Genomic DNA, 12406 nt, shown 5'->3' with positions numbered 1-12406 from the left:
TCGCGGGTGCCCGGCCACCCCTCGGACCTCCAGGGAGAAGACCACCGATGAACCGAAGACTGTACGGCGCGCTGGTCGGCGCGCTGACCGTGCTCCTGGGCGCCGGCGCCGCGCTCACCACGAGCGGCACCGCGAGCGCGTGGACCGCGACCCGGGCCGCGACGGCCGGGCCCAAGGTCACCCTCACCGCCCGCGGTGACAGCCTCACCGACAGCTCGCCGTTCAGTTCCGTCTCGGTCGCCCGGGCCTGCCCGGCCGGCTACCAGGACAACCTCGCCGTGTACCTCGTGGTGCCCGACGGCCGCGAATCCGCGCTCGCGGCCAACCTCACCGACGGCGCCCCGTACAGCGGCGACGCCGTCACCACCCGGCCGCCCGCCCAGCCGGGCCCCGGCGTCCTGGTGCGGTCGATCGCCTCCGCCTTCCAGACCGTGCACGTGCCCGTCGCCGACGGCGTCTACCCGATCCACGTGGTGTGCGGCAACGCCGACCACTCGGACTTCCCCGACCGGCCGTCGGCCACCGGCTTCGTCCGGATCACCGGCAGCACCTTCGCCGTCGACGACCTGCCCGCGCCGGTCGAGACCACGCTGCGGCTGTCCGGCGATCCGGCGGGCCACGTCCAGGCCGGCAGCCCCTTCACGCTGACCGCGCACGTCGGCCCGAAGGCGAGCGGCACGGTCCGGTTCACCACCGACAACACCACCCCGATCGGCGATCCGGTGCCGGTGGTGGACGGCACCGCGCGCGTCACCGCGCCGGCCAACGCCACCGCCGCGGTACGCCGTTACGTCGCCACCTTCGTGCCGTCCGACCCGATCGGCTACGCGCAGGACGTGGCGGTCTTCTCGTACTCCTTCACCTCGGCGCCCGGCATCCAGGTCACCGACGCGGACGGCGACCCGCTCGGCGGCACCCCGCGCCTGGTGCCCGGCAGGCACATCGAGGTCTCCGCGCAGGGCTTCCTGCCCGCCGCGCAGGAGCAGGTCGACCCGCGCGTCAGCGGCGCGCTCGCGCTCTTCCCCGCGGTCACCACCGACACGGCCGGCTCGGTGAGCGGCTACGACCTCCAGGTGCCGTGGCTGATCGCCGACGGCACCCACACGCTGACCCTCCAGGGCAGGACCAGCCACCTCTCGGTCACCTTCACCTTCACCACGAAGTGGCGGTCATGACGGGCTGACCCGCACGAACCGCACCACTGGCCGGGCACCCCACAGGTGCCCGGCTGCCGCCGTGGACACGGCGGCACCGCACCGCCGACCGCACCCCCGAGGGGACGAGGAGAGATGAAACGAAGAATGCACGCCGCAGTGCTGAGCGTGCTCGCACTGATCCTGGGCACCGGAGCGCTGGTGTTCACCACATCGGGGGCCGCGCACGCGGACATCAACGGCACCGTGACCCTCACACCGAGCAGCGGCACCGTCACCGACAAGCCCTTCGTCACCGGGCTGTCGCTGTCGGCGGGTTGCCCGGCGCCCTACCAGGACGCGCTGCGGGTCTCGCTGATCACGCCGGACGGCCTGACGAAGGCCCTGCTGGTCGTCAAGGACGGCGCCCCGTACACGAGCGTGCCGGCGGAAGTGACCCTGCCGGCCACCGCGCCCACGGGTGACGCCTACGTCTCCATCAGCACCGCGCTGCGGACGGTCGCCGACGGCACCTACCCGCTCACCGTGGAGTGCGGTCTCGCCACCCCGGCCACCGACCAGGCGCTGCGGACGTACACCATGGCCATCGAGATCACCGGGCAGAACTGGGCGGTGAAGCAGACCGCGCCGGCTACACAGACCACGGTCACCCTCACCGAGAGCCCGGTCGGCCACGCCCAGGTGAACAACAAGGTCGCCCTCACCGCGAAGGTCCAGCCGGCCGACGCGGCGGGGCGGGTCCAGTTCCTGCGGGACGGCACCAGCCAGATCGCGACCGCCACCGTGGCCGACGGCACGGCGACGGCGCAGCTCCCGGCGCTGGCCAACCCGGCGCTGGTGCCGCTCGGGGCGATCTTCGTGCCGGACGACAACACGAAGTACACGCAGAGCTCCACGACGGTGAGTTACGCGATCGTCGACGAGCCCGACGTGACGGTGCTCGACGACACCGGCAACGCGCTGAGCGACACGCCGAACCTGAAGGGCGGCCAGAAGATCGCGGTGACGGCCACCGGGTTCCTGCCGGCGCCGTCCGGCAGTTCGGGGGAGAGCGTGGACCTCACGCTGGACGGTGCCGCGGCGACGCCCGCCACCGCGCCCGCCGACAGTGCCGGCGCCGTCGACAACCTCGCCTACACGCTGCCGGGTTCCGTTGCCGACGGCAGTCACAAGCTGACGCTCACCGGGCACACCAGCGGCGTCGCGGTGGACTTCCCGTTCACCGTCGGCGCGGCGGCGAGCACCGGCGGTACGACCGCGGGGGACACGTCGGGTGACACCTCGGGGGACTCGTCCGGCAGCACGGCCGGTGACACCGCCGGGGACTCCTCGGGCGCCACGGCCGGCGACACATCCGGGGACGCCTCCGGCGCTTCGGGCGGCGCCACCGGTGGGGACTCCGGTGGCGACATCGGCGGCGGGTCCGGCGACAGCGGTGGTACCAGCGGCGGCACCTCCGGCGGCGGCGGAACGCTCGCGGCCACCGGCGCCACCGGGGTCCTCCCGCTGACCGGGCTCGCCCTGGTGCTCGCCGCGGGCGGCGGCTACGCCGTCCACCGGGTGCGCCGCAACGGCAAGTTGCTCAGCTTCGGCCCGAGCCCGAGGGACTGACCCACCCAGCCGGGCCGGCGCGGCGCGATCCGGGGCGACCCGGTCCGAGCCCCGCCGACCCGGCGGATCAGGTCCCCACTTGCCGTACCCGGCACGGCGATCAGCCCGCGCTACGGGTCCCCGCGCGCCGTCGACCGTCGGCGTGACTCTCCAACCACCGCACGCCTGCCCCGGCGGGTCGGGGCCTCAACTGCTCTGGCCCGCATGGCGATCTGCCCGTCTTACGAAGTTTCCGCGCGCCGTCGACCGTCGGCGTGACCTTCCAACCACCGCACCCCTGATCCGGCGGGTCGGGGCCCCAAGTGCTCTGGCCCGCATGGCGATCTGCCCGCCTTACGAAGTCCCCGCGCGCCGTCGATCGTCGGCGTGACCTTCCAACCACCGCACCCCTGATCCGGCGGGTCGGGGCCCCAAGTGCTCTGGCCCGCATGGCGATCAGCCCGTCTTACGAAGTCCCCGCGCGCCGTCGACCGCCGACTCGCCTCCCAACCACCGCACCCCACCGCCCGATCCGCATCGAAGGAGCGCACCCGTGGCCGTCGTCTCACCGTCGCAGCCTCAGGCCGGGCCGCCGTACCCGCCGTCGCGATCGCGGGCGGAGCCGGCGTCGGAGCCGCCGTCCGGCAGGGGCGGCGGCGGCCGGCCGGACCCGTGGCTCGCGATCCCGGGCGCGGCGCTGACCGTCCTGGCCGCGCTGCTGCTCGGCTTCGCCGCGAACCTCACGGTGCTCGGCCACATCGAGCACGCCCGCGCCCAGCAGACCGGATACGACCGGCTGCGTGCCGAACTCGCCCTGGGTACCGCCCCGGTGGGACCGAAGGACGCGCGCGGCAAGGAGGTGCGCGACGGCGCCCCGGTCGCGATGCTGCACATCCCCGCCATCGGCCTGCGCGAAGTCGTTTTCCAGGGCACCACCTCCGGCGTGCTGATGTCGGGGCCGGGCCACCTGCGCAACACCCCCATGCCCGGCCAGGCCGGCACCAGCACGATCATGGGACGGCAGTGGGGCTACGGCAGCCCCTTCAACCACCTCGCCCGGCTGCACGCCGGCGACCCGATCACTGTCACCACCGGCCAGGGCCACGCGCGGTACAAAGTGACCGACGTACGCCGGGCCGGCGACCCCACTCCGCCCCAACTGACCTCGGGCGGTGGACGGTTGACGCTGGTCACCGCGACCGGTGGGCTCTACACGCCGCACGGGGTGCTGCGGGTCGACGCCGACCTGGTCGGCACCGCGCAGCCCGCACCGGCGACCGGCGGCGCCGTCTCCTCGGCCGAACTGCCGCTGTCCGGCGACCCGTCGGCGTGGCTGCCGGTCCTGCTGTGGCTCCAGGCGCTGCTGCTCGCCACGGTCGCGGTGAGCTGGGCGCACCGCCGCTGGGGCAGCTGGCAGAGCTGGATCACCGGGGTGCCGGTGCTCACCGCCCTGGTCATCGCGCTGTCGGGCGCGGCCACCGAACTGCTGCCCAACCTGCTGTGACCCGCCCTGTCGTGACCCGCCTTGCCGTGACCCGCCTTGCCGTGACCCGCCCGGGCCGGGCGCGGTCCGCGCCGCCCGCACACCGCTCCGTCTGAGGGGATCGCCACTCGATGTCAGCCACCGACAAGACCGTTCCGCTGCCGCCCGTACCGGCGTCGCCCGCGCCACCCGTATCGCCCGCGTCGCCCGCGTCGTCGGCGGCGGGACCTGGGGGACCTGCGGGGACGGCCACCGGCGGCGCGCCGTTCGCCGGCGCGGCCGTGCTCGCGCCGCCGCCGTCCGGGGCGGGTTCGCGCTCCGCCACGCTGGAGGCCCGCGACGTGTCCGCCTGGTTCGGCGACCACAAGGTCCTCGACCAGGTCTCGCTCACCATGCCCGCGCAGCGCGTCACCGCGCTGATCGGCCCGTCCGGCTGCGGAAAGTCCACCTTCCTGCGCATCCTCAACCGGATGCACGAACTGGTCGGCACCGCCGCACTGGCCGGCCAGGTGCTGCTGGACGGCCAGGACATCTACGACCGGGGCCGCCGGATCACGCACGCCCGCCGCGAGATCGGCATGGTCTTCCAGAAGCCCAACCCCTTCCCCGCGATGTCGATCTACGACAACGTGCTCGCCGGGCTGCGGATGAACGGGGTCAAGGCCGACCGCTCCGCGCGGGACGCCCTGGTCGAGGAGTGCCTGACCAAGGCCGGGCTGTGGCGCGAGGTCGCCGACCGGCTGCGGCAGCCGGGCGGCGCGCTGTCCGGCGGGCAGCAGCAACGCCTGTGCATCGCCCGCGCGTTGGCGGTGCGCCCCCGGGTGCTGCTGATGGACGAGCCGTGCTCCGCACTCGACCCGACCTCCACCCGGCGGATCGAGCAGACCATCGGCGAGCTGTCCGACGAGGTGACGATCGTGATCGTCACCCACAACATGCAGCAGGCCGCCCGGGTTTCCCACCAGTGCGCGTTCTTCCTCGCCGAACAGGGCACCCCCGGGGCGGTGGTGGAGCACGGCCCCACCGACGCGATGTTCAACCACCCCCAGGACCCGCGCACTTCGGACTACGTCCAGGGCCGCTTCGGCTGAGGCGAGAGCCCGACGCCAGGTTCCGACGCCAGGCCCTGACGCAGGGCGACCGCGGCGCTCAGATGCCGGCCGCGGTCGCCAGGTCGCGCTTGAGGGCGGCGAGCAACTCGGCCGCGGCGGCGCGGGCCTGGGGCAGGGCCGAGGGCTCGGGCACCGGCACCACCGCTTCGAGGTAGCACTTGAGCTTGGGCTCGGTCCCGCTGGGCCGGACCACGACACGGGCGCCGTCGACCCCGGGCCCGGCCAGGCGGTAGCGCAGGCCGTCGGTGGGCGGCAACTCCGCGGAACCGGCGGCGAGGTCGTCGACCCCGGTGACGGCGAGGCCGGCCAGCTCGGTCGGGGGGTGCGCCCGCAGGCGTTCCATGGCCGCGCCGATCAGCGACAGGTCGGCGACCCGGGCCGAGAGCTGGTCGGTGGCGTGCAGCCCGTGGGTGAGGGCGAGTTCGTCGAGCAGGTCGCCGAGCGTGCGGGAGTCCCGCTTGAGGTCGGCGGCGAGTTCGGCGATGAGCAGCGCGGCGGTGATGCCGTCCTTGTCACGGACCCCCGCCGGGTCGACGCAGTAGCCGAGCGCTTCCTCGTAGCCGTACCGCAGGCCCGGCACGCGGGAGATCCACTTGAAGCCGGTGAGGGTGTCGGCGTAGCCGAGGCCGGCGCGGGCGGCGATCTTCGACAGCAGCGAGGAGGAGACGATGCTCGCCGCGAAGGTGTCCCGGCCGGGGACGGCGGCGCCGCGCCGGACCAGGTGGAGGGCGAGCAGCGCGCCCAGCTCGTCGCCGCGCAGCATCCGCCAGCCGCCGGGGGCGGCCGGGTCGGGTACGGCCACGGCGCAGCGGTCCGCGTCGGGGTCGTTGGCGATCACCAGGTCGGGGCGGTGCGCGCGGGCGGTCTCGAAGGCGAGGTCCATCGCACCGGGTTCCTCGGGGTTCGGGAACGCCACGGTGGGGAAGTCCGGGTCGGGTTCGGCCTGCGACGGCACCACGGCGGGCGCGGGGAACCCGGCCCGGTCGAACGCGGCGAGCAGCGTCCGCAGGCCCACACCGTGCAGCGGCGTGTAGACCGTCGACACCTCGCGCGGGCCGTCCGGGGCGACCACGCCCACCGCGCGGTCCAGGTACGCCGCCACGACGTCCTCGCCGAGCACCGTCCAGCCGTCCTCGGGCGTCGGTACGGTCTTCAGCGGGCCGACCGCCGCGATCCGCTCGGCGATCTGCGCGTCCGCGGGCGGCACGATCTGCGAGCCGTCGCCCAGGTAGACCTTGTAGCCGTTGTCCTGCGGCGGGTTGTGGCTCGCGGTCACCATCACCCCGGCGGCCGCGCCGAGGTGGCGGATCGCGAACGCCAGGACGGGGGTGGGCAGCGGGCGTGGCAGCACCGCCGCGGCCAGGCCCGCGCCGGTCATCACGGCGGCCGTGTCCCGCGCGAAGCGTTCCGACTTGTGCCGGGCGTCGTACCCGATCACCACGAGGCCGGGGCCCTGGTCCGCCGGGCGGGTGTCCTGTACGTACGCGGCCAGGCCCGCCGCCGCGCGCATCACCACGGCGCGGTTCATCCGCATCGGGCCGCCGCCCATCGCGCCGCGCAGCCCGGCGGTGCCGAACTCCAGGGTGCCCCGGAAGCGGTCCGCGAGGTCCGCCCGGGCGTCCTCGTCCCCGCCGTCCGCGGCCCGTACGAGGGCTTCGAGTTCCGCCCGGGTGTCGGGGTCGGGGTCCTCAGCGATCCACTGCGTGGGCTCGAACCGCACGTCGGTCCTCCTTTGTCCGTTCGTCTGCCCTCGATCGCCGGGCGGGCTCGCTCGTGCTCGGGCCGGTCCGCCTCTTTGCCCTCAATCGCCGGGCGGCTTGGTTCTTGCTCGGGTGGGTCAGAGTCGGCCCAGGACTTGGTGGAGGAGGGCGCCCATGCGGGCGGCGGAGACCCGGCCGGCTTCGAGGACCTCCTCGTGGTTGAGGGGCGCCCCGGTCATCCCGGCCGCGAGGTTGGTGACGAGGGAGATCCCGAGGACCTCGGCCCCCGCCTCGCGCGCGGCGATCGCCTCCAGGGCGGTGGACATCCCCACGAGGTCACCCCCTATCGCGCGGACCATGCCGATCTCCGCGGGGGTCTCGTAGTGCGGGCCGGGCAACTGGACGTAGACACCCTCTTCGAGGGAGGGGTCGACCTCCTGGCACAGCGCCCGCAGCCGCGGCGAGTAGAGGTCGGTGAGATCGACGAAGCGCGGCCCGCGCAGCGGGGAGGTGGCCGTCATGTTGATGTGGTCGCTGATCAGGACGGGCTGGCCGGGCCGGTACCCCGGGCGGAGCCCTCCGCAGCCGTTGGTGAGCACGATCGTCTTGCAGCCGGCCGCGACCGCGGTACGGACGCCGTGCACGACGCTGTCGACGCCGCGCCCTTCGTACAGGTGGGTGCGGCCGAGGAAGACGAGGGCGCGCACCTCGCCGATCCGTACCGAGCGGACCTGCCCGGAGTGCCCGGCGACCACGGGCGCCGGGAACCCGGGCAGATCGGTGATCGGTACCTCGTGGTCGTGGGTGCCGAGTTCGTCGGCGGCGGGCACCCAGCCCGAGCCCATGACGAGGGCCACGTCGTGCGTGTCGGCGCCGGTCAGCTCGCGGAGGCGGGCAGCGGCGGCATCGGCCGCGGCGTAGGGATCGGGTTCTGCGGAAGCGTTCACGCGGATGAGCGTAACCCGTGTTTCCCTACGCGCGTAGACGCCGCAGAAACATGACGTCCGGAAATCGGATCTTCCGACAATTGACGACCGGGGTGGGCTCGGCCACCCGGGTGGCCGGAGTGCGGCGGCCCGGTGCGGTGGACGGCGCGTGGACGGCGCGTGGACGGCGGCTCCGCGGGGTGCCTCAGCAGGGCCGCTTGCGCAGCTCCATCACGTAGTCGTACGGCGCGCCGGCGGACTCGGCGGCGTCCGCGAGCTCGCCGAGGTAGCGGGCGGAGGGCAGGCCGCCCTCGTAGTCGTTGAGGACGTACAGCCAGGCCGCTTCGTCGCCGTCGAGGGTGTGCACGCGCAGGGTCGTCCGCCGGTAGATGCCCAGCGGTACGCCCTCCCACCGGTCCATGGACTCCTCGTCCACCTCGGCGATGTCGTACAACCCGATGAACACCTGGTGGCCCGGCGCCTCCACGACCGTGGCCAGCGCGCCCTCCCAGCCCATCTGCTCGCCGCCGAAGGTCAGTCGCCACCCGTCGAGCCACCCGGTGCCGCGCAGCGGGGAGTGCGGGGCGCGGCGCGTCATCAGCCGCGCGTCGAGGTTGCTTCCGTAGGCGGCGTAGAGCGACATGGTCACGAGAGTACGGGAGCGGGGTTCGCGCGGCGTAAGGAGCGGACGCGGTGTCCGTGTGCGATCCGGGGGGCGGGCGGCTGCGACGGGCCTTTGCCGGTGCCCGCGGCGCGACCTGCGACGTCGCCCGGGAGGTGGTCCGGGAGGTGGCTCGGGAGGTGGGCCGCGAGGTGGTCCGCGAAGCCGCCGCGAGCCCGCCCGCCAGGCCGCCCGTTTTCGTACGGCGGCGGGCCTGGGGCGGGCGCCCGTCGTGGCGCCGTCGTGGCCCCGTCGCGGTGTCGCGCGCCCGTACCACTGCCCCGCCGCCGTACGGGCAGGACCCTGGCGGCGAGCGCTTGGCACGTGCGGGACAATGGGGTACGTGACTCGGATCGTGATCATCGGTGGCGGACCCGGCGGCTACGAAGCCGCGCTCGTAGCGGCGCAGCTCGGCGCGGAGGTGACCGTCGTGGACACCGACGGCTTGGGCGGGGCGTCGGTGCTGACCGACTGCGTGCCGTCCAAGACCCTCATCGCCACGGCCGAGGTGATGACGACGTTCGACTCCTCGTACGAGGAGCTGGGCATCATCGTCGCCGACGACACGCCGCCGCTGGACCGTTCGGCCCGGGTGGTCGGGGTGGACCTCGGCAAGGTGAACCGCCGGGTGAAGCGGCTCGCGCTCGCCCAGTCGCACGACATCACCGCCGCCGTGACCCGGGCCGGCGCCCGGGTGATGCGCGGCCGGGGCCGGCTGGAGGGCTGCCCGACCGCCGAGGGCACCCGCTGTGTCGTGGTCGAGGCCGCCGACGGCAGCAGCGAGCGGCTGACCGCCGAGGCGGTGCTGATCGCGACCGGGGCCCGCCCGCGCGAGCTGGAGGACGCGCTGCCCGACGGCGAGCGCATCCTGAACTGGACCCAGGTCTACAACCTCGACGAGCTGCCGGAAGAGCTGATCGTGGTCGGTTCCGGCGTCACCGGCGCGGAGTTCGCGGGCGCCTACCAGGCGCTCGGCTCCCGGGTCACGCTGGTCTCCTCCCGCGACCGGGTGCTGCCGGGCGAGGACCCGGACGCCGCCGCCGTCCTGGAGGACGTCTTCCGCCGCCGCGGCATGAACGTGATGGCCCGCTCCCGCGCGCAGTCCGTGAAGAGGGTCGGCGACCGGGTCGAGGTGGCACTCTCCGACGGCCGGATGATCAGCGGCACGCACTGCCTGATGGCGGTCGGCGCGATCCCCAACACCGGCGGGATGGGCCTGGAGGAGACCGGCGTCAAGCTCACCGACTCCGGGCACATCAAGACGGACAAGGTCTCCCGCACCAGCGCCCCCGGCGTCTACGCGGCCGGCGACGTCACCGGCATCTTCGCGCTCGCCTCGGTCGCCGCGATGCAGGGGCGGATCGCGATGTACCACTTCCTCGGCGACGCGGTGGCCCCGCTCAACCTCAAGACCGTCTCCTCCAACGTCTTCACCGACCCGGAGATCGCCACCGTCGGCTACACCCAGGCGGACATCGACGCCAAGCGGATCGAGGCGAACGTCGTCAAGCTGCCGCTGCTGCGCAACCCGCGGGCGAAGATGCAGGGGGTCCGCGACGGCTTCGTCAAACTCCTCTGCCGCCCCGGCACCGGCATCGTGGTCGGCGGCGTCGTGGTCGCGCCCAAGGCGAGCGAGCTGATCCACCCCATCTCGATCGCCGTCGACAACAGCCTCACCGTCGAGCAGATCGCCAACGCCTTCACCGTCTACCCCTCCCTCTCCGGCTCCATCGCGGAGGTCGCCCGCCAGCTCCACACCCGCAAGACCGGCCACGGCGGCTGAAGTCCCCCTCACCCGGCGTCACATGCCGATCACGGCTGTCCCGATCCCGTAACACCCGCCCCCGACCGCTCCCTTGCCGCGCTTCCACGCCCCTACGGTGACACCACATGGCGAACACCGGGGGGTAACGCATGGGGCAGAAGCAGGAAGATCCGGGCGAGACACCCGAGCAACTGAAGCAACGCGCCACCGACTTGCGGGACTGCGCCCGTACCGCCCGCAAGCTCGCGGGATCGATGGGTCCCTACCTGGACAACGCGGTGGGCCAGGCCAAGGCCGGGATCTGGCACGGGCCGTACGCCACGAGCACCACCTCGATGCTCGTCGCGCGCAAGACCACACTCCACCGGATGGCGTCGGACCTCGTCGCCGACGCGTCCCGCTGGGAGACCGAGGCGCAGGCGCTCGACGACCAGGCCGCGGCGAAGAAGAAGCAGCAGTCCGCGAAGGGGGGCGGCTGATGGGGTTCGCGGGATTCGACACCGAGAAGATCGGCACGCTGGCCGGCGGCCTGGAGAAGGCGAGCCAGGGCGCGGGCCCCCTGCACCGGCAGGTCGCCATGGTCCTGACCCGCGCCAACGGCCTCCTCAACGGCAGCAAACCGGTCACCACCAGCGCCTTGCTCCAGCCGCTCGTCGGCGACCTGATGGGCGGTCTCTTCTTCGGCGGTTACCGCTGCATGCCGGGCACCCTGACCGGTGAACTCGACGACACCCAGGCGTCGATGAAGCGCCGCTGCGCCCAACTCGGGGGTGTGCAGAAGCTCGTCGACGACGGATACGACGTCGACCCGTCGCTCTACTTCGACGACGAGAAGCCGCCGGACCAGAAGAAGATCAACACCGCGCTGACCGACCTCGCCGAGCTCAACGGCAAGAACGCCGGTGACACCGACGGCCGTTCCGACCTGGAACGGATCAAGGGCGACCTCGACGGCCTCACCCCGACCGAGCTCGACGCGTTCCTCGACAAGGTCCCGGCGGGCGACCTGGCCCACTTCAACGACGTGGCCACCCACACCGGCAACAGCGGCATCTGGCCCTTCCAGCACTCCAACGGCCTTCCCTCGGGCGAGTACCGCGACTTCACCAGTTCCCTGCTGAAGAAGGCGGGCCCCACGCACTGGCCCAAGATCGAGGCGGCCTTCCCGGTCCAGCCGGGCTTCGACACGACGGACGCGTGGCTGGAGGGCCAGAACTCCCAGCAGGAACAGGGCGTTCACGGCATGCACTACGGCACGCCGCAGGACCCGCTGTTCAAGACGCCTGGGACGGTCGATGCGTCCGGCGCCCATCAGGGCCAGATCGGAGACTGCTGGTACATGGCCTCACTGGAGGCGACCGCGCAGGCTGACCCGAAGTTCATCGCCGAGGGCGTCAAGCAGAACCCCAACGGGACGGTGAACGTACGGATCTGGGACAAGGACGGCAAACTGCACTGGGTCACGGTCACCCCTGACATTCCGATGGACAGTGACAACAACCCGGTGTCCGCCTACGGCGCGGACGAGAGCTGGCCCGCCTACTACGAGAAGGCGTTCGCCCTGATGTACGCGGGTGACACAGGCGGCGCGCCGGACGACCACCAGGGCGACCCGCTCTACGACCGGGCAGAGCAGGGCGATTACGGCGCCACCGAGTGGGACTTCACCGACAAGGCGCCGCCCTATGTCACCGGCAGCAAGTCGAAGTCGATCGGCGGCGGCTTCGACGGCGTCAAGAAGGCCTATCAGTCGCATCACCCGGTCATCGTGGCGACCCCGTCCGAGGACGAGCTCAAGAAGAAGAACCTTGACCCGAGTTGGGACGGGAACTATGTCACGCGGCATGTCTACTACGTGAAGGGGTTCGACGCTCAGGGCAACATGCTGCTCGGCAACCCCTGGGGGCCGGGCAATGACGTCACGGTCACCCCCGAGCAGTACAAGGAGTACTTCGAGACCCCGCAGCAACTCCAGGTGGGCAAATGATCTCCTCCTGGTCGAAGGCGATGCGGGG

General features: G+C 72.9%; 10 protein-coding genes. 7 read left to right on the top strand and 3 right to left on the bottom strand.

Features of this window, described 5'->3' with window-relative positions:
• The first annotated feature begins 47 nt into the window (after nt 1-47).
• The 4 genes from OG896_RS14095 to OG896_RS14080 all read left to right on the top strand — a co-directional run bounded on the left by OG896_RS14095 (nt 48) and on the right by OG896_RS14080 (nt 5318).
• A complete protein-coding gene (locus OG896_RS14095; protein ID WP_329365513.1) occupies nt 48-1175 on the top strand; it encodes a hypothetical protein in 1128 nt (375 codons plus the stop codon).
• A 114-nt stretch (nt 1176-1289) separates the two neighbouring features.
• Entirely contained in the window at nt 1290-2765 is a 1476-nt protein-coding gene (locus OG896_RS14090; protein ID WP_329365511.1) for a hypothetical protein, read from the top strand.
• A 532-nt stretch (nt 2766-3297) separates the two neighbouring features.
• On the top strand, nt 3298-4248 hold the full coding sequence (locus tag OG896_RS14085; protein ID WP_329365510.1) for a sortase: 951 nt from the start codon (nt 3298-3300) through the stop codon (nt 4246-4248).
• A gap of 110 nt (nt 4249-4358) precedes the next feature.
• Nucleotides 4359-5318, top strand: coding sequence for a phosphate ABC transporter ATP-binding protein (locus OG896_RS14080; protein ID WP_329365508.1), 960 nt, complete (start codon nt 4359-4361; stop codon nt 5316-5318).
• Nucleotides 5319-5376: 58 nt separating this feature from the next.
• Here OG896_RS14080 and OG896_RS14075 read toward each other — a convergent pair whose 3' ends face one another.
• The 3 genes from OG896_RS14075 to OG896_RS14065 all read right to left on the bottom strand — a co-directional run bounded on the left by OG896_RS14075 (nt 5377) and on the right by OG896_RS14065 (nt 8608).
• Complete coding sequence (locus tag OG896_RS14075; RefSeq protein ID WP_329365506.1) at nt 5377-7059, bottom strand: phospho-sugar mutase; 1683 nt, start codon at nt 7057-7059, stop codon at nt 5377-5379.
• A 117-nt stretch (nt 7060-7176) separates the two neighbouring features.
• Nucleotides 7177-7986 (bottom strand): purine-nucleoside phosphorylase, encoded by an 810-nt coding sequence (locus tag OG896_RS14070; protein WP_328468437.1) that lies wholly within the window; start codon nt 7984-7986, stop codon nt 7177-7179.
• A gap of 184 nt (nt 7987-8170) precedes the next feature.
• The gene (locus tag OG896_RS14065; RefSeq protein ID WP_328468439.1) at nt 8171-8608 is read right to left on the bottom strand and encodes a gamma-glutamylcyclotransferase; all 438 of its coding nucleotides are present in this window, start codon (nt 8606-8608) and stop codon (nt 8171-8173) included.
• Between the two features lie 352 nt (nt 8609-8960).
• Here OG896_RS14065 and OG896_RS14060 point away from each other — a divergent pair, with 352 nt between their 5' ends.
• The 3 genes from OG896_RS14060 (at nt 8961) to OG896_RS14050 (ending at nt 12378) form a co-directional block, all read left to right on the top strand.
• Complete coding sequence (locus OG896_RS14060) at nt 8961-10409, top strand: NAD(P)H-quinone dehydrogenase (RefSeq protein ID WP_329365503.1); 1449 nt, start codon at nt 8961-8963, stop codon at nt 10407-10409.
• Nucleotides 10410-10540: 131 nt separating this feature from the next.
• Nucleotides 10541-10870 (top strand): hypothetical protein, encoded by a 330-nt coding sequence (locus OG896_RS14055; protein WP_329365501.1) that lies wholly within the window; start codon nt 10541-10543, stop codon nt 10868-10870.
• Nucleotides 10870-12378: a C2 family cysteine protease gene (locus OG896_RS14050; RefSeq protein ID WP_329365500.1), complete on the top strand. Its 1509-nt coding sequence runs from the start codon at nt 10870-10872 to the stop codon at nt 12376-12378. The genes OG896_RS14055 and OG896_RS14050 overlap by 1 nt, the downstream gene beginning before the upstream one ends.
• The last annotated feature ends 28 nt before the right edge of the window (nt 12379-12406 follow it).

It is taken from the genome of Streptomyces sp. NBC_00669 (assembly GCF_036226785.1).
Taxonomy (GTDB): domain Bacteria; phylum Actinomycetota; class Actinomycetes; order Streptomycetales; family Streptomycetaceae; genus Actinacidiphila.
This window is presented reverse-complemented; position numbering and strand designations above follow the sequence as displayed.